Raw genomic sequence first — 24513 nt, 5'->3', positions numbered from 1 at the left:
GGCCGCGCCCACCTCTGATCAGTGCTCCGGACAAGGAGTGATCGTGAGCATGTGGCACCAGGATGTGAACCACGCGCGACGCCCTGCGGGTGGCCGTCGGGTACGTGGTGCCTTTCCGCACCTTCGACAACTCGGCTCAGCCGCTCTCCGGACGGCTCTGCACGCTCAGCCCCGCTCGGCCCTGCTTCAGCCCTGCGCGAGCGCCCAGAACCGCGGCACGATCCCCTCGAGGAACGCGCGCCCCGCGTCGCCGGACCCCCCGCTCGACCCCCAGCTGAGCGTGGCCACCATCTGCGCCTGGTAGTCGGAGTGCAGCTGCTCCAGGGCGCCCTCGATCTGCGGTCGGGGCAGCGGCACCAGCTTGGCCATGGCGCGTACATGGGCCTGCCAGCGGGTGGTTACCGCGCGGCGCAGTGCGTCGGCCAGCTCGCCGTCGCGGCCGGTCGCCGTCAGGAACTCGGCCGGGGTCAGCGAGAGCGCCTCGGTGAGCGCCAGCGACTGGCGCTCGTTGCCGCGCCAACGCCCCGACTCCTCCATCTTCAGGTACGCGGGCACGTCCATGCCCACCTGCCGCGCCAGGTCCTCCGGGGCCAGGCCGTGAGCGAGCCGGTGCTCACGCAGGGTCGTGGCGGCGACCAGGAGTTCGCCGGGGGAGCACCACAGCACACCGGCCAGTGCGGTCAGCTCCCGGGAGGTCGGGGACTGCAGGCCGCGCTCCCAGGCGGCCACCAGGTCCGGTGTGGCCGACAGGCCGTACTGGGCGCGGAGGCCGTAGGCGACATGGCCGGGAGCCATGCCGAGCGCTTCACGCAGACGGCGCGCGGCGGAGGCATCGAAGGGTGGGGTCTGGTGCACGGGCACAAGATAAGGGTCTTCCCCGTCCGGTGGATACCGTTTGTTCACACCGTCTCACGATGTGTCCACATCGTGAGGTCACCCGTGACCACCCCGCCCAGCATCCACGTTTCTGTTACGGCCCACCGTGGCCCCACCGGTCTCCGGGACGGAGCCCGCCGCGCGACCTCCAGCCGGGTCCGCTGTGTCGCCTGCGGCCCACACCGCACACACCGTCGGAGCCACCCATGTTCTACCGGCCGGGCCGGCCCTTCGCAACGCCAACCGCGTTGCGTTGGCCGGCTGCTTGCTCGAGGACGTGCGGGTGGTGCGCCGCTACCGGTGGCTCAGCCAGCGGTACTGCAGCTCCGGCCGCCCGATCTGCCCGTACTGCGGGCGGCGGACGGCCCGTCCGGTGGTGACCAGATGCTCCAGATAGCGCCGCGCGGTGATCCGCGAGATGCCGACCTCGGCGCCCGTCCCGGTCGCGGTGACTCCCTCGGTGGCCGCCCGCAGCGTACGGATCACCGCTTCCAGCGTCGGTGCGCTGAGCCCCTTGGGCAGCGCGGACGGCTCCGGCGAGCGCAGGGTGGCCAGAGCGCGGTCCACCTCGTCCTGTCCGCTCGCCTCGCCCGCCGCGGCGCCGCGGAAGTCGGCGTACCGGACGAGACGGTCGCGGAGGGTGGCGAAGGTGAAGGGCTTCAGGACGTACTGGACGACGCCCAGCGACACCCCTTCGCGGACCACCGCCAGATCACGGGCCGAGGTGACGGCGATGACGTCGGCGTGGTGTCCGGCGGTGCGCAGGGAGCGGACCAACTGGAGGCCGTGGCCGTCCGGAAGGTGCAGATCGAGCAGCAGCAGATCGACCGGCGTACGGTCCAGGACGCGTACCGCCTCGGCCCGCGAGTACACCTTGGCGGCCACCGTGAATCCGGGGACCCTGCCCACGTACAGCTCGTGGGCGTCCGCGGCGACCCTGTCGTCCTCGACGACCAGCACTCTGATCACGCCGTTGCCTCCTGCCGGATCGGGAGCCTGACGACGAACTCCGCGCCGGACACGGTGACCGTACCGCCACGGCGCTGTACGGCCTGCTTGACGAGGGCGAGTCCGAGGCCGTGGCCGGCGCTCTTCGTCGACCAGCCGAACCGGAAGACGTCCTCGGCCGCGTCGGCGCCGACCCCGGGGCCGGTGTCCCGCACCTTGATGAGCAGTTCGCCGTCGGCCGCCCGCACGGTGACGGTGACCCGGGCGCCGTCGCTGCCCTGCGCCGCGTCGACCGCGTTGTCGACGAGGTTGCCGAGGATGGTGACGAGATCGCGGGCGGGCAGCAGGCCCTCGTCGATGACGCTCTCCTCGGCCAGCACCAGCTCGACGCCCCGTTCGTTCGCCTGCGCGGCCTTGCCGAGCAGTAGCGCGGCGAGCACCGGCTCGTCCACCGCGCCCACCACGTGGTCGGTGAGGGTCTGCGCGAGCTCCAGCTCGGCGGTGGCGAATTCCACGGCCTCCGGCACCCGGTCCAGCTCGATCAGCGAGACCACGGTGTGCAGCCGGTTGGCCGCCTCGTGCGCCTGGGCGCGCAGTGCCTGGGTGAAGCCGCGCTCGGAGTCCAGCTCCCCGGACAGCGCCTGTAGTTCCGTGTGGTCGCGCAGGGTGACCACCGTCCCGCGGTGCTCGCCGCTGGAGACCGGCCGGGTGTTGAGGACCACCACTCGCTCGGCGGTGAGGTGCACCTCGTCCACCCGGGGGCCGTCGGCCAGCAGGGCGCCGGTGAGCGGAGCGGGCAGCCCGAGTTCGGCGGCGCTGCGGCCCACCGCGTTCTCGTCGAGGCCCAGGAGTTCCCGGCCGCCGTCGTTGAGCAGGACGACCCGGCGCCCGCTGTCCAGCATCAGCAGCCCCTCCCGCACGGCATGCAGGGTGGCCTGGTGGTAGTCGTGCATCCGGCTCAGCTCTTCCGGGTTCATGCCGTGCGTGTGCCTGCGGAGCCGGGCGTTGATGACATAGGTGCCGAGGCCGCCGAGCGCGAGGGCCAGGGCGGCGAACCACAGCAACACGCTCACCTGCTGCTGGAGCTGGGCGTCGATCCGTTCGACGGTGATCCCCGCGCTGACCAGACCGGTGATCCGGTGGTCGGCGTGGATGGGGGTCACGACCCGGGCGGACGGGCCGAGGGTGCCGGTGTAGGTCTCGCTGTACGTCGCACCCCGCAGCGCGGCCCCGATATGGCCGAGATAGTGCTCTCCGATCCGGGACGGGTGCGGGTGGGTCCAGCGGATTCCGTGCGTGTCCATGATCGTCACGAAGGCCATCCCGCTGGACTGCTGCACCTTCACCGCGTAGGGCTGCAGGGTGGCCGTCGGGTCGGCGGCCAGGGTGGCCTGCTGCACGGAGGGCGAGAGTGCCACCGCCTGGGCGGTCGCCGTCGCCTGGCGCAGTGCGGCGGCCTGGGCCTGGCGGTGGTCCGAGACGTAGCTGAACACCGCGCACCCGGCCACCAGGACAGTTACCAGCACGACCTGCATCGCGAAGAGCTGGCCGGCGAGGCTGCGGGGCCGGGGTATCTGCATGGCTGAAAGTGTGCCCTGTGGTCGTGGGGTGAACGAAATGAACTTAAGGGTGACCGGCGTCACAGGCTGTTGGATAGTCGCGGGGATCCGCCGGTTTGTCAGGGACGTGGGCCGGGGCGTGCAGCTGGACGTGACGAGGAGGAAACGTGTCGGCAAAGAAGCGGGACCGTACGCATTACCTATATTTTGCTGTGATTGGTGCCGTCATACTCGGTATCGTGCTGGGCTTCGCGGCGCCGGGCGTGGCCGTTGAGTTCAAGCCGCTGGGTACCGGGTTCGTCAACCTGATCAAGATGATGATCTCGCCGATCATCTTCTGCTCGATCGTGCTCGGCGTCGGCTCGGTCCGTAAGGCGGCGAAGGTCGGCGCGGTCGGTGGACTGGCGCTCGGCTACTTCATGATCATGTCGACGGTGGCGCTCGCCATCGGCCTGGTGGTCGGAAACGTGCTGGAGCCGGGATCCGGTCTGCACCTGACCGAGGCCGTACGGCACACGGGCGCGGCGCAGGCCGGCGGTGAGAGCGCGTCGACCGTGGACTTCCTGCTCGGCATCATCCCGACCACGATGGTCTCCGGCTTCACTTCCGGTCAGGTGCTCCAGACCCTGCTGATCGCGCTGCTCTGCGGATTCGCGCTGCAGGCGATCGGCCCGGCGGCTGCGCCGGTGCTGCGCGGCATCGAGCACATCCAGCGACTGGTGTTCCGTGTTCTCGCCATGATCATGTGGGTGGCCCCGATCGGTGCCTTCGGCGCGATGGCGGCGGTGGTCGGTGAGACGGGCGTGGACGCGCTCAAGTCGCTGGCGGTCATCATGATCGGCTTCTACGTGACCTGTGCTCTCTTCGTCTTCATCGTCCTCGGCACGCTGCTGCGACTGATCGCGAAGATGAACATCTTCAAGCTGTTCAAGTACCTCGGCCGTGAGTTCCTGCTGATCCTTTCCACCTCCTCGTCCGAGTCGGCGCTGGCCCGGCTGATCGCGAAGATGGAGCACCTGGGCGTGAGCCGCCCGGTGGCCGGCATCACGGTCCCGACGGGGTACTCGTTCAATCTCGACGGTACGGCGATCTATCTCACGATGGCGTCGCTCTTCGTCGCGAACGCGATGGACAAGCCGCTCAACATCGGTGCGCAGATCTCGCTGCTGCTTTTCATGATCGTCGCGTCGAAGGGTGCGGCGGGTGTGACCGGCGCCGGTCTGGCGACGTTGGCCGGTGGCCTGCAGTCGCACCGGCCCGAACTGGTCGACGGCGTCGGGCTGATCGTCGGCATCGACCGCTTCATGAGCGAGGCGCGAGCGCTGACGAACTTCGCGGGCAACGCGGTCGCCACGGTACTGGTCAGCACCTGGACCAAGGAGATCGACAAGCAGCGGGCAGCAGAGGTACTGGCCGGACGGATCCCCTTCGACGAGGCGACACTCATCGACGACGGCCACGGGTCCGCCGATGTGCCGGAAGAGGTACCGCCGCCGCGTACCGAGGAGAAGGAGCCGGTCGCTCAGGTGTGACACGTGAACACGCGGGCTGCCGGGCCCGGGGCACCTCAGACCTGAGGCACCCCGGGCCCGGCACTCTTCGTACGGCCGGGGCCCCGGTCAGGCGGGGCCGCCGCCACCTCGCCCGGAGATCCACGCGGCATACTGACGGATCCGGGCGCGGTCGTCCGGGAAGCAGCTCTGCCACGGCTCGTCCAGCGCTGCCCGGACCGCAGTGGCCGTCGGGCAGCCGCCGATGCGGGAAATCGCCTCGGTCCGGCGGTTGCCTTGACGCCGACGTCAAGGATTACCGTCGGGGCATGCGAATCGGCGAGCTGGCGGAGCGGGCCGGGACGACCACCCGCACCCTGCGTTATTACGAGTCCCGGGAGCTGCTGCCCGCCCGGCGGGCGGTGAACGGCTACCGGACGTACGACGAGGACGATCTGCGGCTGCTGCAGCAGATCAGGACCCTCCAGGACTTCGGGTTCGAGCTGGAGGAGACCCGGCCCTTCGTGGAGTGTCTGCGGGCCGGGCATCCGGCGGGCGACGCGTGTCCGGCCTCGCTCGCCGTGTACCGCCGCAAGCTGTCCGAGCTCGATGCGCTGATCGGGCAGCTGCAGAGCGTCCGTTCCCAGGTGGGGGCGGAACTGGCGCGGGCCGAGGCGGAGTTGCCGGGTGGTCCGGCGCCGCGCTGCGAACTTTCCGAAGAATCCCCATGGGAGGACGACTCACGATGATTCACGCAGACGGCATCGACGCCGTGACGGATGCCGATTTCGCACGCGAGGTGCTGGCGGCGGACCGTCCGGTCCTGGTCGAGTTCACCGCCGACTGGTGCGGCCCGTGCCGGCAGCTCGCGCCGGTGCTCAGCGCCGTCGCCGCAGAGAAGGCCGATCGGCTCAAGGTCGTGCAGCTGGATGTGGACAGCAACCCGGAGGTGATGATCCGGTACGGCGTGCTGTCGATGCCTACGCTGATGGTGTTCCGTGACGGGGAGCCGGTGAAGTCGATGGTCGGCGCCCGCCCGAAGCGGCGGCTGCTCCAGGAGCTCGACGAAGTGATCTGACGGGGGAGCGGTCCGGTCGGTCCGCCGCGGTGCGGTAAAGAAATGCCCCGGACGAATTGACGTCCGGGGCATTTCCTCGCGTATATTGGGCACTTCATATCTCTGCGCATGCAGAAATAATGAAAAAGCTTTATGAAGACACCGTACCGCGTCAGGAGCTGAATTGTCAACCGAGGCCGAATTGGCAACCGAGGGGTTGCGCAATGAACAGCAATTCGTCTCACGGCTCTACGCGCGTCTGGACGAGCTCCGGGAGCGTGCGGAAGCCGCCGTGCAGGGCTCGTACGCCCAAGTGGGTAACGGGCGTCAGGCCAGGGTGGAGCGTGATGTGCTCGTCGCCGAGCGGTCCGGGCTGCTCGACGCGCTGAATTCCGTGGAGTCCGGGCTCTGCTTCGGGCGTGTCGATTTCACCGACGGAACCGAATACCACATCGGCCGTATCGGAATGCGCGAGGACAATGACGAGCGCACCCCGCTGGTGATCGACTGGCGGGCCCGCATCGCCCGGCCCTTCTACCTCGCCACCGGCCATTCCCCGATGGGCTTGCGCCGCCGCAGGCACCTCACCACACACGGCCGGACCGTCACCGCGCTGCACGACGAGATCCTCGACCTCGCCGACACCGAGCGCACCGGCCATGAGGGCACGGACGCCGACGCCGTCCTGCTCGCCGCGCTGGACTCCGCGCGCACCGGGCGGATGCACGACATCGTGCAGACCATCCAGGCCGAACAGGACGAGATCATCCGTGCCCCGCACCACGGCGTGCTGGTCGTCGAGGGCGGCCCCGGCACCGGCAAGACCGCGGTGGCGCTGCACCGTGCCGCGTATCTGCTCTACGCACACCGCGAGCAGCTGGCCCGCCGTGCGGTGCTCATCGTCGGGCCGAACCCGGCCTTCCTCGGCTACATCGGCGAGGTGCTGCCCTCGCTCGGGGAGACCGGCGTACTGCTCGCCACGCCCGGTGAGCTCTTCCCCGGGGTCGTCGCCGTCGGCACGGACACCCCCGAGGCGGCCGCCGTCAAGGGACGGCCGGAGATGGCCGGGGCACTGGCCGATTTCGTACGGGACCTCCAGCGGACGCCGGAGCCGGGCGCGGCCCTGGTGATCACCCACGACGACGGGAACCTGCTGCTCGACTGGACCATCGCCGACGCGGCCCGCAGCGCTGCCCGGGCCACCGGGCTGCCGCACAACCTGGCCCGCCCGCACTTCGCCTTCCACGTCATCGACGATCTGACCGCCCAGCTGGCCGACCGGCTCGGCGCCGACCCCTACGGCGGACCCAACTTCCTGGGCCCCGACGACCTGGCCCAGCTGGGCAAGGCCATCGCTGCCAGTCCCGAAGTACACGCGGCCATCGAGGAGTTGTGGCCGCACCTCACCCCGCAGCAACTGGTGGCCGACTATCTGACCGACCCGATCCACCTGTCCGAGGCCGATGCGGCGGCGATCCGGCGCAGGAGCGGCGACTGGACGCCCGCCGATGTGCCGCTGCTCGACGAGGCGGCGGAACTGCTCGGCGACGACGATGCGGCGGCCCGGGCCGCCGCGGAAGCGGCCCGTCAGGAGCAGGTGGCGTTCGCGCAGGGCGTGCTGGACACCTCGCTCGGCTCGGAGTCGTACGAGTTCGAGGACGAGGAGTCCGAGGTGCTGGCCGCGCACGACATCATCGACGCCGAGCGGATGGCCGAACGCCATGAGGAGACCGACCGGCGCAGCGCCGCCGAACGCGCCGCGGCCGACCGCACCTGGGCGTTCGGCCACATCATCGTGGACGAGGCGCAGGAACTGTCCCCCATGCTGTGGCGGCTGCTGATGCGCCGGTCCCCGACCCGCTCGATGACGCTGGTCGGCGACCCGGCCCAGACCGCCGAACCGGGCGGCTGCGGGGCCTGGGACGAGATCCTCGCGCCCTACGTCGAGGACCGGTACACGCACGTGCGGCTCGGCATCAACTACCGCACCCCGGTGGAGATCATGGACCGGGCGGCGGCGTTCCTGAAGGCAGGCGACCCGGCCTTCGAGCCGCCGAGTTCGGTCCGGTCCACCGGAGTACAGCCCTGGACGCGCCGCACCGACGATCTGCCCGGCGCGGTCGCGGAAGCGGTCGCCGCCGCGGCGCAGGAGCCGGGTCGGCTCGCTGTCATCGCACCGCAGGAGCTCCATGCGGCGCTGCTGGCGCGCCTCCCGGATGCCGGGCACGGCCGTACCCCGGACCTGACCCGCCCGGTCGTGCTGATCACCGCACGCCAGGCGAAGGGCCTCGAGTTCGACACGGTGATCGTCGCCGAACCACAACTGATCGTTTCCGGCTCGCCGCGGGGCACCAGCGATCTGTATGTGGCGCTGACCCGTGCCACCCAGCGGCTGGGCATGGTGCACACCGGGGAACTGCCCGAAGGTCTGGCGGCGTAGGGGGAGGCCGGTTCAGCAGGGCAGCCCGGCCGGCCCGTCGAAAACGGCAGGCCCGTCGAAAACGTATGGGGGGATCACCGACCGGCGTCTGGCGGCGACCAGTTGGCGGCGGCCCGCCCGGGTGGGGCGGTGACCGAGACGGGAGAGCAGCCCCTGGGAGGTGAGACGGGTCCTTATCTCCTTCACCTCGGGACTGCTCAGCACCGCGCTGCGCAGCGACGGCAGGGATCGGTCCCCGTTCGGGGGACAGAGTGCGACGACGGCTCGTTCCAGCCGCTGGCGGGGCCGCACCGTCCCGGCGCGTACCCCGCTGCCGCTGATCGTGATGGCCTCGCGCTCGCGCAGCGCGATGAGCGCGGCGTCCGCCACCCGCTGCGGACCGCCGGCCAGATAGGCGATGTCGTACATCCGTGGTTCCCCGTCCGTCCGGAGTGTCCCCCTGAGAGAAGTGCGTCTGAGAGAAGTGTGGTCCGGCCGGGCGGGGGTCAAGCCTTTCCGGCGGGTTTTCAGAGAAAGACTTGAGCCTTCCGCCCGCCTGACCGCTGCTACGCCGGCCGGAACCACACCGTCGCGAGCGGCGGCAGGGTCAGCTCGATGCTTGCGGGACGGCCATGGGCCGGCACCGCTTCCGGCTTCAGCGGATCCGCGTTGCGGACGTCGCTGCCGCCGTAGAGCCCCGCGTCCGTGTTGAGCACCTCGTGCCAGGCGGGGACGGACTCGGGCACCCCGAGGCGGCACTCGTGCCGGACCACCGGCGAGAAGTTGGAGACCACCAGGAGCGGGGCCCCGTCGGCGTCGTAACGCAGGAAGGAGAAGACGTTGTCCTCCGCCGCACCGCCGTCCACCCAGGAGAAGCCCCCCGGGTCGGTGTCCTGCTGCCACAGCGCGGGGGTCGCGGCATACACCGTGTTGAGGTCACGTACCAGGTCGCGTACGCCCCGGTGGTCGTGGGCCGCCTCGTACGAGGGGTCGAGCAGCCACCAGTCCGGCCCGTGCGCCTCCGACCACTCGGCGCCCTGGGCGAACTCCTGCCCCATGAAGAGGAGTTTCTTGCCCGGGTGCGCCCACATGAAGCCCAGATAGGCGCGGTGGGTGGCACGCCGCTGCCACCAGTCACCGGGGATCTTCGAGACCAGCGCCTGCTTCCCGTGCACCACCTCGTCGTGCGAAATCGGCAGCACGTAGTTCTCGCTGTACGCGTACACCATCGAGAAGGTCATCTCGTTGTGGTGGTACTTGCGGTGCACCGGCTCCTTGGTGATGTACTCCAGCGAGTCGTGCATCCACCCCATGTTCCACTTGAGTCCGAAGCCCAGCCCGCCGAAACCGCCCGCCCCGACCTGGTCGGTGGCGCGGGTCACGCCCTCCCAGGCGGTCGACTCCTCGGCGATGGTCACCACGCCGGGGTTGCGCCGGTAGACCGTGGCGTTCATCTCCTGCAGGAAGCGCACGGCGTCCAGGTTCTCCCGGCCGCCGTACTCGTTCGGCGACCACTGGCCGTGCTCGCGGGAGTAGTCGAGGTAGAGCATCGAGGCGACCGCATCGACCCGCAGCCCGTCGATGTGGAACTCCTCGCACCAGTACGTGGCGTTGGCGACCAGGAAGTTACGGACCTCGGTGCGCCCGTAGTCGAATTCCAGGGTGCCCCAGTCGGGGTGTTCGGCCCGGTTGGGGTCCGCGTGCTCGTACAGCGGGCAGCCGTCGAACTGCGCCAGCGCCCAGTCGTCCTTCGGGAAGTGGGCGGGGACCCAGTCCATCAGCACACCGATGCCGGCCCGGTGCAGCGAGTCCACCAGATGACGGAAGTCGTCCGGGGTGCCCAGCCGGGCCGTCGGCGCGTAGAAGCCGGTGACCTGGTAACCCCAGGAGCCGCCGAAGGGATGCTCGGAGACCGGCATCAGCTCCACATGTGTGAAGCCGAGCTCCTGCACATAGGCCGGCAGCTGGGTGGCGAGCTGGCGGTACGTCAGCCCCGGCCGCCACGACGGCAGATGGACCTCGTACACGGAGAACGGCGCTCGGTGCACCGGGCGGTCGCCACGGTGCGCCATCCACTGCTCGTCGTGCCAGGTGTGGTGGGCTTCGGTCACGATGGACGCGGTGGCCGGCGGCACCTCGGTGCGCCGCGCCATCGGATCGGCGCGCAGGGTGTGGCTGCCGTCCGGGCGCATCAGGTCGAACTTGTAGAGCGCGCCCTCGCCGATCCCCGGCACGAACAGCTCCCAGACGCCCGACGAGCCGAGCGAACGCATCGGATACGCGGCGCCGTCCCAGTAGTTGAAGTCCCCGCTGACCCGGACCCCGCGTGCGTCCGGCGCCCACACGGTGAAGCGGGTGCCGATCACACCCTGGACGGTCATCGGCTGGGCACCGAGCGCCTTCCACAGTTCCTCGTGGCGGCCTTCGCTGATCAGATGCAGATCGAGTTCGCCGAGGGTGGGCAGAAAGCGGTACGGGTCCTGGATCTCGGTCGCTTCGCCGTCGTAGGTGACCAGCAGCGAGTAGTCGGGGACGCTGTCCATCGGCAGCAGCGCCGAGAAGAAGCCGTCGCCGTCGTCGTGGAGTTCGGTGCGCAGCCCGGCGGCGACCACGGTCACCGCCCGGGCGTACGGGCGGAACACCCGGACCGCGATGCCGCCGGCCACCGGATGCGCCCCGAGGATCGCGTGCGGATCGTGATGACCACCGCTGAGCAGCCGCTCCCGGTCCTCGGCGGCCGCCTCCTGAACCGGCCGCACGCCGCCGGGCTGGGACGGCAGTACGGCGGCGGGGGCCGGGGCGGCGGACTCGCGTTGCGGCGCCGACACCGACACGGTCTCGGGCTGCGGCGCCGACACGGGCTCGGAATCCGACACGGGCGCCGGCACGGACGTGGTCCGGGCGGTGGACGGGGTACGGGAAGGGCGACGGGCGGTCACTGGGGCGGCCTCCTCGGCAGCTTCGGCGTGGCGGGGGGTGTGGCGGGGCTGGACCTGAAGGTGAAGGTGGTGGTGGAGGTGGCGGAGGGTGCGGAGGGGGAGAAGGGCAGCGACAACCGCTGGATCGCGGCCATCGGAACGGGCAACCAGTCCGGCCGGTTCCTGGCCTCGTAGAGGACTTCGTAGACCGCCTTGTCGGTCTCATAGGCACGCAGCAGTTCCGGCTCGTCGCGCGGGTCCGCGCCGGACACCGATGCGTACCCCTCGCAGTAGGCCTCCCGGCAGCGCGTCGCCCACTGGGGGGCCCAGGGGCGGTGCGAGCGGGCCGCGTAGTCGAAGGAGCGCAGCATGCCCGCCACGTCGCGGACCACCGGCTGCGGCCGGGTGCGCTCGGCGAGCGGACGGGCCGGCTCGCCCTCGAAGTCGATGACCGCCCACTCGCCGTCGCGGGCCCGCAGGCTCTGGCCGAGGTGGAGATCACCGTGGATGCGCTGCGCCGCCCAGGTACGTCCGGCATGACCGAGCTCGGCGATCGCGTCGAAGGCGGTGCGCAATCCCGCTACGTAGGGGGTGAGCGCGGGTACCGCCTGAGCGGTCGCCTCGAGGCGCTCGGTCATCTCGGCCGCCAGGTGCTGTATCTGCTGCTTGCGCAGTACGGCGGTGGGCAGCGTGGCCGCCAGTGTGCCGTGCACCTCGGCGGTGGCGCGGCCGAGCGCGTGCGCCCCCGCGGTGAAATCGTGCCCGTCGGCGAGGGCGTGCAGCGCCAGCTGCCAGCCGTCCTCGGATCCGTACAGAAAGGGCTGGAGCACCCCGAGTGTGGCGGGTTCCGGCTCGGTCGTCTCGTACCAGGCGACCGGTGCGGGTACCCGGGCGCAGCCCGCCTGGGCGAGTGCGAGCGGCAGTTCCAGGTCGGGATTCGAACCGGGGTGGACCCGGCGGAAGACCTTGAGAATGAACGTATCGCCATAGACCAGCGAGGTGTTGGACTGCTCGGCGCCGAGCGGGCGTGCGGTGAGGCCGGCCGGGATCTGCGCCGCGGGGCTGCGGTCGAAGCGCAGCGGGCCCAGTTGTCCGGGCGTGCGCAGTCGTTCGAACAGCACTCCGGCCAGGTGCGGGTCGAGCAGCGCGTCATACAGCACGAGCCCGCCCAGCGGGCCCTCCGGCGCACGGCCGATCCGCGCGGCGGCCAGCCGGGGCGGCAGCGCGGTCCGTACCCCGATCAGCAGTTGGTAGCAGTCACCGGTGGGCCTGGCCCTGCCGGGGGGGTCCTGCTGGGCACGTACGAGCAGATGCAGCAGCCCGGGGGTCGCGCTCATCGGGAGCAGCTCGGTCGCCGCCATCAGCGTGAAGGCGGTGACGGCACGCCCCTTGCCGGCGAACCAGCGCTGCCGCGGCAGCCACTCGTGCAGCAGCGGAGCCAGTGAGTCGAGCAGGCCGGCCGGTCCGAGGGGCCCGGCAGCGGGGCGCGGGGTGTCCCGGGTGGATGCAGCCTTGGACATGGCATCGCGTCCTTTCCCGGGCACACCACACGATGCGCAGAGTGTCCCGGATTGCGTGGGTCGCCCCCCATGCTGAACGTATTGGGGGCGGGAATCCGGCTGTGCGGGACGGTGCGGGTGAGGATGGTCCAAATGGACGATGGTCCATTTGGACCTGGCTGTGACTGATATGGGAGGAAGGGTGCCCAGCGTGGGGCGGCGGAAACCGCCCCACGCCCGATGGATCGTCAGCTGACGACCGTGTCCTTCCGCAGCCGGAACCAGTAGAAACCGTGACCCGCGAGTGTCAGCAGGTAGGGAAGTTCCCCGATGGCCGGGAAACGCACTCCGCCGATCAGCTCCACCGGATGGCGCCCGGTGAAGGGCTTGAGTTCCAGCTCCGTCGGCTGCGCGAAACGGGAGAAGTTGTGCACGCACAGCACCAGGTCGTCCGCTCCGCCTCCCGACGAGGGCATCTCGCGGAGGAACGCGAGCACCGCCGGGTTCGACGACGGCAGTTCGGTGTACGAGCCGAGACCGAAGGCCGGATTCTGTTTGCGGATCTCGATCATCCGGCGGGTCCAGTGCAGCAGGGAGGCCGGCGAGGCCATCGAGGCCTCGACATTGGTCACCTGATAGCCGTAGACCGGGTCCATGATCGTGGGCAGGTAGAGCCGCCCGGGATCACAGGACGAGAAGCCGGCGTTGCGGTCCGGCGTCCACTGCATCGGGGTGCGGACGGCGTCCCGGTCACCGAGCCAGATGTTGTCCCCCATGCCGATCTCGTCACCGTAGTAGAGGATCGGCGAGCCGGGCAGCGAGAGCAGGAGCGCGGTGAACAGTTCGATCTGGTTGCGGTCGTTGTCGAGCAGCGGCGCCAGGCGCCGGCGGATGCCGATGTTGGCCCGCATGCGCGGATCCTTGGCGTACTCCGCGTACATGTAGTCGCGTTCTTCGTCCGTGACCATTTCGAGGGTCAGCTCGTCATGGTTGCGCAGGAAGATGCCCCACTGGGCGTTCTTCGGGATGGCCGGTGTCTTGGCCAGGATTTCCGACACCGGATAGCGGGACTCTCTTCTGACCGCCATGAAGATGCGCGGCATCACCGGGAAGTGGAAGGCCATATGGCATTCGTCACCGCCCTTCTTGAAGTCGCCGAAGTAGTCGACGACATCCTCCGGCCACTGATTGGCCTCCGCGAGCAGCACGGTGTCCGGATAGCTCGCGTCGATCTCGGCCCGCACCCGTTTCATGAACGCGTGGGTCTGCGGCAGGTTCTCGCAGTTGGTTCCCTCGACCTGGTAGAGGTACGGCACCGCGTCCAGCCGGAAGCCGTCGATGCCCAGGTCGAGCCAGAAGCGCAGCGCCGAAATGATCTCCTCCTGCACCACCGGGTTCTCGTAGTTGAGATCCGGCTGGTGGGAGAAGAAACGATGCCAGTAGTACTGCTTGCGCACCGGGTCGAAGGTCCAGTTCGACGTCTCGGTGTCGACGAAGATGATCCGGGCGTCCGGGAACTGCTTGTCGTCGTCGGCCCAGACGTAGTAGTCGCCGTACGGCCCTTCCGGGTCCTTCCTGGACTCCTGGAACCATTCGTGCTGATCGCTCGTGTGGTTCATGACGAAATCGATGATCACGCGCATGCCACGCTGATGCGCGGCGTCCACGAACTCGACGAAGTCGGCGAGATCGCCGAACTCCGGCAGCACGGACGTGTAGTCCGCCACATCGTAACCACCGTCGCGCAGCGGCGATTTGAAGAACGGCGGCAGCCAGAGGCAGTCGACGCCCAGCCACTGGAGGTAGTCCAGTTTGGCGGTGATTCCCTTGAGGTCGCCTACGCCGTCTCCATTGCTGTCCTGGAAGGAACGGACCAGGACCTCGTAGAACACCGCGCGTTTGAACCAGTCGGGGTCACGGTCCTTTACCGGGGTGTCTTCGAATTTGTCGTGGACGGGCTCATTGACGATCATGATGTGGGTGACCCTCCGATCGGCGGGGACGGTCGCAGGACCAGGAGGTGCGCGGGCGTACTGCCCGGCTCCAGACGCACATAGTTGGCCCTGCCCCAGTGGTAGGTCTCGCCGGTGAGCTCGTCGCGCACCGGGGCGGACTCGTGCCATTCCAGGCCGAGTTCCGGCATGTTCAACGAGACCGTCGCCTCCTGGGTGTGGTGCGGATCGAGGTTCACGACCACCAGAACGGTGTTCGACCCCGTGGCGCCGTCGACCGGCCCGGAACAGGACTTCGAGTACGCGAGCACCGCATCGTTGTCGGTGTGGTGGAAGCGGATCGAACGGAGCTGACGCAGCGCGGGGTGGCGGCGGCGTGCCTCGTTGAGCGTGGTGATCAGCGGGGCGATGGTCCGGCCCTCGCGTTCGGCGGATTCCCAGTCCCGTGACCGGAGTTGATACTTCTCCGAGTCCAGGTAGTCCTCGCTGCCGGGCCGGGCCGCGGTGTTCTCGCACAGCTCGTACCCGGCGTACATCCCCCAGGCCGGCGACATCGTCGCGGCGAGCACCGCGCGCACCTCGAAGGCGGGCCGGCCGCCGTCCTGAAGATAACCGTGCAGGATGTCCGGGGTGTTCACGAAGAAGTTCGGCCGCATGTAGGCGGCGGAGTCCTGGGCCAGCTCGGTGAGGTACTCGGTGAGCTCCTGCTTGGTGTTGCGCCAGGTGAAGTACGTATAGGACTGCTGGAAGCCGATCGCCCCGAGGGTGCGCATCATCGCGGGCCTGGTGAAGGCCTCGGCCAGGAAGACGACGTCCGGGTCGGTGCCGTTGACGGTGGCGATGACCCGTTCCCAGAAGACCACCGGTTTGGTGTGGGGGTTGTCCACCCGGAAGATCCGTACGCCGTGGTCCATCCAGAAGCGCAGGATGCGCACGGTCTCCGCGACCAGGCCGTCCATGTCACGGTCGAAGGCGATCGGGTAGATGTCCTGGTACTTCTTGGGCGGGTTCTCGGCGTAAGCGATGGAACCGTCCGGCCGGTGGTGGAACCACTCGGGGTGCTGTTCCACCCAGGGATGGTCGGGTGAGCACTGCAGCGCGAAGTCCAGGGCGATCTCCAGGCCGAGTTCACCGGCGCGGCACACGAAGTCGTCGAAGTCCTCAAGGGTGCCGAGTTCGGGGTGGACCGCGTCGTGCCCGCCGTGGCGTGAGCCGATGGCCCAGGGCACTCCCACGTCGTCGGGCCCCGCGGTGAGCGCGTTGTTGGGGCCTTTGCGATGGGTGGTGCCGATGGGGTGGATGGGCGGCAGATAGACCACGTCGAAGCCCATCGCGGCCACTGCGGACAGCCGCTTCGCAGCCGTCCGGAAGGTCCCGCTGATCGGGGGCTTGCCCGCTTCGACGACGGCGCCCTCGGAGCGCGGGAAGAGTTCGTACCAGGCGCCGTACAGCGCCCGTTCGCGTTCCACCTGCAACGGCAGCCGTTCCGATTCGCTCACCAGCTCGCGCAGGGGATAGCGGGCCAGTGCGGCGGTCACCGCCGGTGCCCGGGTGGCCGAGAGCCGTACCTCGGCGGTGAGACCGGTGTCCCGCAGCGCGGTGGCGGCCGCGAGGACCGCGGCGCGTCCTTTGCTCTTGGGTACGCCGTCCGCTGCCCGCTCGTGCAGCTCGGCGCCCTCGGTGAGCACCGACTCGATGTCGATGCGGGCCGGGATCTTGATGCCTGCGGCGTGCTGCCAGCCGGCGATCGGATCGGCCCAGGCTTCGACCGAGTACGTCCAGCGGCCCTCGGCGTCCGGGGTGACGTCCGCGCCCCAGCGATCGGTGCCGGGGGCGAGTTCGCGCATCGGTGTCCAGGGGCCGGGCCTGCCGCGGGGATTGCGCAGCACCACATTGGCCGCGACCGCGGCGTGGCCCTCGCCGAAGACGGTCGCGGTGACCTGGAAGGTCTCACCTGGCACCGCCTTGGCGGGCCTGCGTCCGCCATCGACGCGCGGCTGCACATCGAGTGCCGGAATACGGCCGATCAGGTGATCGGTGGGCGGCCGCTTGGGTGGTTTGGGGGATGGGGGGAGTTGGGCCTTTGTCGGCTTGTCCGATGATGACTGGCGGGCTGCGGGCATGACCGCTCCTGTCCGCGTTCACTCAATTGGCGGGGGGCGCACTCAGACAAGTACCGGGGGAGCCTTCCCTCACACCTCGGGCGCGCAATCCGGCTCGTGAGTTAAGACCGAACTAAGTACTCGTACGTAATGTGCAAGGCAAGCATCGTCCGGGCCGTGCGCCGCGAACGACCCCCGGTCCTGCCGGGGCTGCGTCTGCGGGTTCACACCTTTGGCGGGATGACGGCTCGCCACTTGGAGTACCGGGCCCGGTGAAAGGGGGCCGGCTCCGCCCCGGCCCGCACCGCTGGGACAGCTGATGTCTCCGTGTCGTACACGGGGTTCCCCTCTCGAACGGGAGTCGCTTGTGGGCGCCACTGGGCAGCTTTGTCCGCCGGGCGAAGTACCACAAGGGTGCGTGAGGGGATGGAATTCGGCCATATCGCCCGGTGCAAAAGAGGGAGCGGGCGGCAGGGCTTTCCCCGCAGTCGGCACCAGGGAGTTCCGGCCGGTCGGACCAGCCCGGGCGGCGGCGCGCCACCGGCGCACGGGTGGCGTCGCCGGGTGCCCGCTCGCGCCGTGGTTGAGGAGGACACGGAAGGCTACCGTCGGGGGTGAAGCGCGGACGCACACCGCTGTGCGTCCCCTCGGATGTGCATCTCCCCTGCGAAGGTGGAACACGTGAAGGCCATTCGTCGATTCACCGTCCGCCCCGTCCTCCCCGAGCCGCTGCAGCCGCTGAGCGAGCTCGCCCGCAACCTCCGCTGGTCCTGGCACGCCGGGACCCGGGACCTCTTCAAGGCAGTCGACCCCGACGCCTGGCAGACCGCCGGCGGTGACCCCGTGCGGCTGCTCGGCGCGGTCCGCGCCGAGCGTCTGACCGAACTGGCGGCCGACCCGTCCTTCCTGCACCGGATCGACACCGCGGCCGGTGATCTGAACGCCTATCTGCACGGTGAGCGGTGGTACCAACAACAGCCGGCCGGGCTGCCCGCCGCCATCGGCTACTTCTCGCCCGAATTCGGTGTCACCGCCGCACTCCCGCAGTACTCCGGCGGCCTGGGCATCCTGGCCGGCGACCACCTCAAGGCCGCGAGCGATCTCGGCGTACCGCTCATCGGCGTCGGACTGCTCTACCGACACGGCTACTTCCGGCAGTCCCTGTCGCGGGACGGCTGGCAGCAGGAGCACTACCCGGTCCTCGACCCCGACGAACTGCCGCTGACCCTGTTACGCGAGCGGGACGGCTCGCCGAGCCTGGTCTCCCTCGCGCTGCCCGGCGGGCGTTCACTCAGTGCGCACATCTGGCAGGCCCGGGTGGGCCGGGTGCCGCTGCTGATGCTCGACTCCGACGTGGAGCAGAACGAACCGCGCGAACGCGACGTCACCGACCGGCTGTACGGCGGCGGCAGCGAGCACCGGCTCCTCCAGGAGATGCTTCTCGGCATCGGCGGGGTGCGGGCCCTGCGCGCGTACTGCGGGCTCACCGGGCATCCGGCCCCCGAGGTGTTCCACACCAACGAGGGACACGCCGGATTCCTCGGCCTCGAACGCATCCGTGAGCTGATGGACGACGGGCTGGACTTCGACTCGGGTCTCGAGGCGGTGCGAGCCGGCACGGTCTTCACCACCCACACCCCGGTCCCGGCCGGAATTGATCGTTTCGACCGGGAGCTGGTCGCCCATCACTTCGGGGACGACGGCGAGCTGCCGGGCGTCGACCCCCGGAAGGTGCTCCAGCTGGGCTCGGAGAGCTATCCGGGAGGCGACCCCACCCTCTTCAACATGGCGGTGATGGGTCTCCGGCTCGCCCAGCGCGCCAACGGGGTGTCCACCCTGCACGGCGCGGTCAGCCGCGCGATGTTCGCCGGACTGTGGCCGGGGTTCGACGCCGAGGAGGTGCCGATCATCTCCATCACCAACGGTGTGCACGCCCCGACCTGGGTGGCGCCCGAGGTCTTCGCGCTCGGCGCCGGGCAGATCGGTGCCGAACGCACCGAGCACGCCCTGTCGGTGGGCGGCTCGGAGCGCTGGGACGGCGTCGCGGACATCCCCGACGCGGACATCTGGCAGCTTCGGCGCACCCTTCGCGAACAGTTGGTCACCGAGGTCCGAAGCCGTCTGCGGGCGTCCTGGCGCGAGCGCGGCGCCTCCGAAGCGGAGCTCGGCTGGATCGAAGGGGTCCTCGACCCGGACGTGCTGACCATCGGGTTCGCCCGTCGGGTGCCCTCGTACAAGCGCCTCACCCTGATGCTGCGGGATCGCGAACGCCTGATGGAGCTGCTGCTCCATCCGACCAGGCCGATCCAGATCGTGGTCGCGGGCAAGGCCCACCCGGCCGACGACGGTGGCAAACGCCTGGTCCAGGAGCTCGTGCGGTTCGCCGACGATCCACGGGTGCGCCACCGCATCGTCTTCCTCCCGGACTACGGCATGCGGATGGCCGGGCGGCTCTACCCGGGCTGCGACGTCTGGCTCAACAACCCGCTGCGCCCGCTGGAGGCGTGCGGCACCTCCGGAATGAAGGCCGCGCTCAACGGCTGTCTCAACCTGTCGGTGCTGGACGGCTGGTGGGACGAGTGGTTCGAACCGGACTTCGGCTGGGCCATCCCGACCGCCGACGGGGCCGGCCTGGACGAGGACCGGCGCGACGAGCTCGAGTCCGCCGCGCTGTACGAACTCATCGAGGACCGGGTGGCACCGCGCTTCTACGACCGGAGCGGTGGCGGACTGCCCGAGCGCTGGGTCGCCATGGTCCGCAGCACACTGGTGAACCTGGGCCCGAAGGTGCTGGCCGGGCGCATGGTGCGCGAGTACGTGGAGCGGCTCTACGGGCCCGCGGCTCTGGCGCACCGGGGTCTGGACGCCGGGACCGCGCGGGAGCTGGCCGCTTGGAAGGCGCGGGTGCGGGCCGCCTGGCCCGATGTGCACGTCGACCGGGTGGAGGCTCTCACGCCGACCGCGCCGAACGGTACCGCGGAGCTGGGTTCGACGCTGACCCTGCGGGTGCGGGTCGCGCTCGGTGATCTGCGGCCGGAAGACGTGGAGGTGCAAGCGGTGTCCGGACGGGTCGACGCACAGGACCGGATCACCGAGGCACAGACCTTCCCGCTGAAACCGGCGGGCGGCCCGGACCTGGAGGCCAACTGGTCGTACGAGGGCCCACTGGCCCTCGACCGCACCGGACCGTACGGCTACACGGTCCGCGTCCTGCCGGCCCACCGACTGCTCGCCACCGGCGCCGAACCGGGTCTGGTCACCCTGCCGACGGAGGCGACGGGGGAGGGCGCGGGACTCCTGATGCGGTGACCGCACTGAGGCGGTGACCTGCGGCGCCACCGCGGAGTCACCGGGCCCGCCAGGGTGACGGCCCCGAGCAGTACGCGGAGGGCTGCCGTCACCGCCAGCGGCACCCAGATCGCCTGCTTCAGCCGCCGTCGCACCTGCCGGCGTTCTGCCAGCTCCCGCACGGAGGTGCTGCCGGCGGACGTACGGGCCGGCACCGCCGGGCCGGGGGTCAGTGGCAGGGACGCCGCCACCTCGAAGCCGCCGTCCGGCAGCGGGCCGTGGCTGAGTACGCCACCGGCCAGGCGCACGCGTTCGTCGAGGCCGACCAGGCCGGTGCCGCCCGTGGCGGCGCCGGCCGCGGCGTCCGGCCCGTTGACCGCCGGGCGGCGCGGGGTGCTGGTGACGGTGACGGACAGCGCGTCCCCGGACCGTTCGACGCGTACCACCACGCACCCCCGGTGCGTGCTTCGCCGCGTTGGTCAGCGTCTCCTGAACGGTCCGGTGCACCGCGCGTTCGGTCATCGGGGCCAGGCCCGTCGGCGAGCCCTCGCCGTTCAGCTGCACTTCCATGCCCGACTGCGCGGCCCGCTTCACCTGTTCCGCCACCGACTCGCCGATCGGCCCGGTGGGCGCCGCCTCGTCGTTCTCCCGCAGTACCCCGATGACGTCACGCAGTCGGGCGGTGGCGTCGGCGGCCGCGACGCGGAGCTCCCGCGCCGCGTCCTGTTGCCGCTCGCCCAGAGTGGCGTCGATCTCCAGGGCAGCCGCCCGGACCGCGATCAACGAGAGTGCATGGCCGAGGGAATCGTGCATGTCACCGGCGATCCGAGACCGCTCGCCCAGCCGCGCCCGGTCGGCCGCCTCGTGCTGCTCCCGCTCCAATCGGTCGGCCAGCAGCCAGCCGGTGTCGACGAGTTGGGTGTACGCGCACATACCGGCCGACCAGCCACGGGACGCCGACCGCGAAGGCCAGGGTGGCCAACTGGCTGAGCCAGGTCCACAGTCCCCGGCCTGCCACCAGGGTCAGCAGCAGACAAACCACCGCCATCGCGGCGAAGGTGAGAAGTCCGGGCCGGGCGAGCACCGACCGCCGGCCGGCCAGATATCCGAAGACCGCCGGCGCGATCGCGGTGTACGGATTCCACAGCTCGAGCGTCACGGTCAGGCTCAGCGCCACCGCCAGCAGCAGGGCGACAAGCGGCACTGCCCGACGACGGGGTGGGGGCCTCCGCCTACAGCTACGCCCAGACGATGTGGCAGCTTCCACAGGCCGTGGTCACCGTCTCGCTGGTCACCGCACTGCTGCCGCGGATGAGCCGGGCAGTTGCCGAGCACCGCATCGACGACCTGCGCGACGACCTCTCCCGTGCCCTGCGGACCAGCGGGTCCGTGATCGTGCCCGCTGCGTTCTTCGTCGCGCTCGGCCCGGAGACGGCCCGGCTGCTCTTCGCGCACGGCGCAGCCGACGCCGCGGCCACCCGTCCCCTGGGCCATATGCTGCAGGCCTTCGGCGTCGGCCTGATCCCTCTCCGCGCAGTACCTGCTGCTGCGCGGCTTCTACGCCCTCGGGGACACCCGGACCCCGTTCCGGACAGCCGTATGGATCAGCGGGACCGACATCGTGCTGGCCACCGGGTGCCATCTGCTGCTTCCCGCGCGCTGGGCGGTCACCGGGATGGCCGCCGCCTATGCGGTGTCGTACGCCGTCGGCCTGGTGCGCACCGCGTTTCTGCTGCGACGGCGTCTCGGCGGCCGGCTGGACGGCCGGAGGGTGTGCCGCAGTTACGCCGGACTGACCCTGTGCGCGGCCGTGGCCGTGGCCCTGGGGCGACTGGTGACAGCGTGATGCGGTGACATCGGGACGCGGCGACACCGTGGTGCTGCGCCCTCACTGCGCATCGTCGACCATCCCCGCCTCGTAGGCCAGAATCGCCAGCTGTACGCGGTTCTTGAGTCCGAGCCGGCCGAGGACGGCGCTGACGTGTGCCTTGACCGTACTTTCGACGACGTACAGCCGGGCCGCGATCTCCGCGTTGGACAGTCCCGACCCGACGAGCGCCACCACCTCGCGCTCACGTCCGGTGAGCTGTCCGAGACGGTTACGGGCGTCGGCGGCGCGGGCCAGGCGACCGGTGCCGAGGTGCGAGATGACGCGGTGGGCCACCTCCGGGGAGAGGAAGGCGGCGCCCCCGGCGACGGCCCGGACGCCGGCGATCAGTTCCCGCGGGTCCCCGGACTTCAGCAGGAAGCCGCTCGCCCCGGAGCCGAGCGCCCGCACGATGTACTCGTCCTCGGAGAAAGTGGTGAGCATGACGAGCGCGGTGCCGGGCGCGGCGGTCCGGAGTTCCTCCACCGCCCGCAGGCCGTCCAGACGTGGCATCCGGATGTCGAGCAGGGCCACGTCCGGGCGGTGTTCCAGGGTCAGCTGCACGGCTTCGCGCCCGTCAGCCGCCTCGGCCACGACCTCGATGGACGGGTCCGCGCCGAGGATCGCCCGGATCCCGGCACGGATCAGCCCTTCGTCGTCGGCGAGAAGTACGCGTACTTGCGCGGCTGTCATCCGGCCAGAATAGAAGCAGCCGGCACAGCGGAGGGCCCCGCCGGGCGCCGGGGTTCCGGCGCGGGGCGGGGCCCTCCATGTCGGGAAGGTGCTGTTACTTGACGTTGATCCCGCTCCAGGCGGCGCCGACCGCCTTGTACTCGGTGCTGGTCGTGCCGTACAGGTCGCCGGCCGCCTTCAGGGTCGCCTGGCGGGCGGCCGCGTAGTTGGTCGTGGAGGTCATGTACGTCGACAGGGCCTTGTACCAGATCTGGATGGCCTTGTCCCGGCCGATGCCGGTGACCGTGGAGCCGTTCGAGGTGGGGGAGTCGTAAGTGACGCCGTTGATGGTCTTCTTGCCGCTGCCCTCGCTGAGCAGGTAGAAGAAGTGGTTGGCCGGGCCCGAGGAGTAGTGGACGTCCTTGTTGCCGACGCCGGAGGACCAGTAGTCGGCGGAGCCGCCGTCCTTGCTGGGCTTGTCCATGTACCGCAGCGGCGTGCCGTCGCCGTTGATGTTGATCTTCTCGCCGATGAGGTAGTCGCCCGGGTCGGAGGCGTTGTTGGCGTAGAACTCGACGGCGGTGCCGAAGATGTCGGAGGTCGCCTCGTTGAGACCGCCGGACTCGCCGGTGTAGTTGAGGTTGGCGGTGGCGGCCGTCAGGCCGTGTGACATCTCGTGGCCGGCCACGTCGATGGCGGTGAGCGGGTCGGCGTTGCCGGAGCCGTCCCCGTACGTCATGCAGAAGCAGCTGTCGTCCCAGAAGGCGTTGACGTAGCTGTTGCCGTAGTGGACGCGGCTGTAAGAGGCCTTGCCGTTGCCGGCGATGCCGTTCCGCTTGAGGACGTTCTTGTAGAAGTCCCACGTCTCGGCCGCGCCGTAGTGCGCGTCCACGGCCGCGGTCTGGGCGTTCGACGGGGTGCCGGTGCCCCAGGTGTCGTCGGCGTCGGTGAACAGCGTGCCCTTGCCGGAGGTGCCGTGGTTCAGGTTGTACGTCTTGTGACCGCCGCGGGCGGCGTCGTTGAGCTGGTACTGCGAACCGGACTTGGTGGTGCCGAGGGTGACCTTGCCGCTGTACTCGCTGTTGCCGGTGCCCGTCTTGACGGCCTGCCACTGGGAGAGCTTCTTGCCGGTCGCCGCGTCGGTGACGACGTGCAGTTGGCTCGGGGTGCCGTCGTCCTGGAAGCCACCGATGACGGTCTCGTAGGCGAGCGTCGGCTTGCCGGTGGCGGCCCAGACGACCTTGCGGGGAGCGTTGTCGGTCGCGGCCTTGTCGGCGCCGGCCGACTTGGCCGCGGAGAGTGCCTTCTGCTGGGCGGCGGCCGGCTTCACGGCGGCGGTGGTGCTCGCGACCTTGATGGTGGCCTTCGTCGCCTTGGTGACTCCGCTGACCGAGCCGGACTTGGCGGTGTGCACGACCAGATCGCCACCGAGGACCGGGAGTCCGTCGTAGGTGCGCTCGTAGCGGGTGTGCGTGGTGCCGTTGGCGTCCTTGATGACGTCTCTGACGACCAGTTTCTCCTTGCTGCCCAGGCTGAGTTCACCCGCGGTGCCCGCGGTGCCGGCGGCTGCCGCCCGGAGCAGATCGGCGTGCTGGTTGCTGGAGAGCGCGAGGGCCTGCGCCCCGACGGTGGCGGTTGTGGGGGAAGCGCCGGCCGAGGGGGCGGAGAGAGTGCTGACGCCGGTGGCGAGCAGCGCCGCGACAGCTATGGAACCGGCTATGCGCTGGGACCGCGATATACGAGTCACTCGGGTTTCCCTTTCAGAGGTGGGGGGTTGGGGAGAAGCGGGTGACATGCTCTTGACATATGCAGTTGTGGAGTGCTGCCGCCTGTGAGGGTGTTGGCCCGGGAGTGACGGAGGTCCGC

The 24513-nt window shown here is 70.1% G+C and carries 17 protein-coding genes and 2 pseudogenes; 6 read left to right on the top strand and 13 right to left on the bottom strand.

The genetic code is table 11. From position 1 onward, the window contains the following. Positions 1 to 186: 186 nt before the first annotated feature. The 3 genes from AB0M87_RS01405 to AB0M87_RS01395 form a co-directional block, all read right to left on the bottom strand. Positions 187 to 855 carry a helix-turn-helix transcriptional regulator gene (locus tag AB0M87_RS01405; RefSeq protein WP_365849165.1) on the bottom strand — a complete coding sequence of 223 codons (669 nt, stop codon included), beginning with the start codon at positions 853 to 855 and terminating at the stop codon, positions 187 to 189. A gap of 315 nt (positions 856 to 1170) precedes the next feature. Further along, positions 1171 to 1845, bottom strand: coding sequence for a response regulator (locus AB0M87_RS01400; protein WP_365849164.1), 675 nt, complete (start codon positions 1843 to 1845; stop codon positions 1171 to 1173). Next, complete coding sequence (locus AB0M87_RS01395; protein WP_365849163.1) at positions 1842 to 3404, bottom strand: ATP-binding protein; 1563 nt, start codon at positions 3402 to 3404, stop codon at positions 1842 to 1844. The genes AB0M87_RS01400 and AB0M87_RS01395 overlap by 4 nt, the downstream gene beginning before the upstream one ends. A 146-nt stretch (positions 3405 to 3550) precedes the next feature. On the opposite strand from AB0M87_RS01395, the gene AB0M87_RS01390 reads away from it, so the two are divergent. The 4 genes from AB0M87_RS01390 (at position 3551) to AB0M87_RS01375 (ending at position 8370) form a co-directional block, all read left to right on the top strand. Continuing rightward, positions 3551 to 4915 (top strand): cation:dicarboxylase symporter family transporter, encoded by a 1365-nt coding sequence (locus tag AB0M87_RS01390; RefSeq protein ID WP_365849162.1) that lies wholly within the window; start codon positions 3551 to 3553, stop codon positions 4913 to 4915. A gap of 287 nt (positions 4916 to 5202) precedes the next feature. After that, positions 5203 to 5622: a MerR family transcriptional regulator gene (locus AB0M87_RS01385; RefSeq protein WP_365849160.1), complete on the top strand. Its 420-nt coding sequence runs from the start codon at positions 5203 to 5205 to the stop codon at positions 5620 to 5622. Next, the gene (gene trxA, locus AB0M87_RS01380; RefSeq protein WP_365849159.1) at positions 5619 to 5951 is read left to right on the top strand and encodes a thioredoxin; all 333 of its coding nucleotides are present in this window, start codon (positions 5619 to 5621) and stop codon (positions 5949 to 5951) included. Before AB0M87_RS01385 ends, trxA begins: the two co-directional genes overlap by 4 nt. Positions 5952 to 6132: 181 nt before the next feature. Continuing rightward, complete coding sequence (locus tag AB0M87_RS01375; RefSeq protein ID WP_365849860.1) at positions 6133 to 8370, top strand: UvrD-helicase domain-containing protein; 2238 nt, start codon at positions 6133 to 6135, stop codon at positions 8368 to 8370. Positions 8371 to 8382: 12 nt separating this feature from the next. On the opposite strand, the gene AB0M87_RS01370 is transcribed toward AB0M87_RS01375, so the two are convergent. The 5 genes from AB0M87_RS01370 to AB0M87_RS01350 all read right to left on the bottom strand — a co-directional run bounded on the left by AB0M87_RS01370 (position 8383) and on the right by AB0M87_RS01350 (position 16748). Then, on the bottom strand, positions 8383 to 8934 hold the full coding sequence (locus AB0M87_RS01370; protein WP_365849157.1) for a TIGR04222 domain-containing membrane protein: 552 nt from the start codon (positions 8932 to 8934) through the stop codon (positions 8383 to 8385). Continuing rightward, positions 8916 to 11129 carry a 1,4-alpha-glucan branching enzyme gene (gene glgB, locus AB0M87_RS01365; RefSeq protein WP_365849858.1) on the bottom strand — a complete coding sequence of 738 codons (2214 nt, stop codon included), beginning with the start codon at positions 11127 to 11129 and terminating at the stop codon, positions 8916 to 8918. Before glgB ends, AB0M87_RS01370 begins: the two co-directional genes overlap by 19 nt. A gap of 155 nt (positions 11130 to 11284) precedes the next feature. After that, a complete protein-coding gene (locus AB0M87_RS01360) occupies positions 11285 to 12787 on the bottom strand; it encodes a maltokinase (protein ID WP_365849155.1) in 1503 nt (500 codons plus the stop codon). A gap of 227 nt (positions 12788 to 13014) precedes the next feature. Then, entirely contained in the window at positions 13015 to 14739 is a 1725-nt protein-coding gene (gene treS / locus AB0M87_RS01355; RefSeq protein ID WP_365849154.1) for a maltose alpha-D-glucosyltransferase, read from the bottom strand. Beyond that, positions 14736 to 16748 (bottom strand): alpha-1,4-glucan--maltose-1-phosphate maltosyltransferase, encoded by a 2013-nt coding sequence (locus AB0M87_RS01350; protein WP_365849856.1) that lies wholly within the window; start codon positions 16746 to 16748, stop codon positions 14736 to 14738. The genes treS and AB0M87_RS01350 overlap by 4 nt, the downstream gene beginning before the upstream one ends. A gap of 753 nt (positions 16749 to 17501) precedes the next feature. On the opposite strand from AB0M87_RS01350, the gene glgP reads away from it, so the two are divergent. Then, complete coding sequence (gene glgP, locus AB0M87_RS01345) at positions 17502 to 20129, top strand: alpha-glucan family phosphorylase (RefSeq protein ID WP_365849153.1); 2628 nt, start codon at positions 17502 to 17504, stop codon at positions 20127 to 20129. On the opposite strand, the gene AB0M87_RS01340 is transcribed toward glgP, so the two are convergent. From AB0M87_RS01340 to AB0M87_RS01330, 3 genes and pseudogenes are all read right to left on the bottom strand, one after another. Then, the gene (locus AB0M87_RS01340; RefSeq protein WP_365849151.1) at positions 20015 to 20557 is read right to left on the bottom strand and encodes a hypothetical protein; all 543 of its coding nucleotides are present in this window, start codon (positions 20555 to 20557) and stop codon (positions 20015 to 20017) included. The two genes, glgP and AB0M87_RS01340, sit on opposite strands and share 115 nt — an antisense overlap. 250 nt (positions 20558 to 20807) lie before the next feature. Further along, a pseudogene (locus AB0M87_RS01335) lies at positions 20808 to 20921 on the bottom strand (hypothetical protein); the annotation flags it as partial. Between the two features lies 1 nt (position 20922). Then, complete coding sequence (locus tag AB0M87_RS01330; RefSeq protein ID WP_365849149.1) at positions 20923 to 21312, bottom strand: hypothetical protein; 390 nt, start codon at positions 21310 to 21312, stop codon at positions 20923 to 20925. Here AB0M87_RS01330 and AB0M87_RS01325 point away from each other — a divergent pair. Further along, a pseudogene (locus AB0M87_RS01325) lies at positions 21312 to 21924 on the top strand (lipid II flippase MurJ); the annotation flags it as partial. The gene AB0M87_RS01330 and the pseudogene AB0M87_RS01325 sit on opposite strands and share 1 nt — an antisense overlap. A 72-nt stretch (positions 21925 to 21996) precedes the next feature. Here the strand turns inward: AB0M87_RS01325 and AB0M87_RS01320 are convergent. Then, the gene (locus AB0M87_RS01320; RefSeq protein ID WP_365849148.1) at positions 21997 to 22668 is read right to left on the bottom strand and encodes a response regulator transcription factor; all 672 of its coding nucleotides are present in this window, start codon (positions 22666 to 22668) and stop codon (positions 21997 to 21999) included. Positions 22669 to 22762: 94 nt separating this feature from the next. After that, on the bottom strand, positions 22763 to 24442 hold the full coding sequence (locus AB0M87_RS01315; protein ID WP_365849147.1) for a M4 family metallopeptidase: 1680 nt from the start codon (positions 24440 to 24442) through the stop codon (positions 22763 to 22765). Positions 24443 to 24513 lie beyond the last annotated feature (71 nt).

The sequence above is a fragment of the Streptomyces sp. NPDC051320 genome (genome assembly GCF_040682175.1).
Taxonomy (GTDB): Bacteria; Actinomycetota; Actinomycetes; order Streptomycetales; family Streptomycetaceae; genus Streptomyces.
The sequence above is the reverse complement of the archived record's forward strand: the minus strand, read 5'-3'. Positions and strand labels throughout refer to the sequence as shown.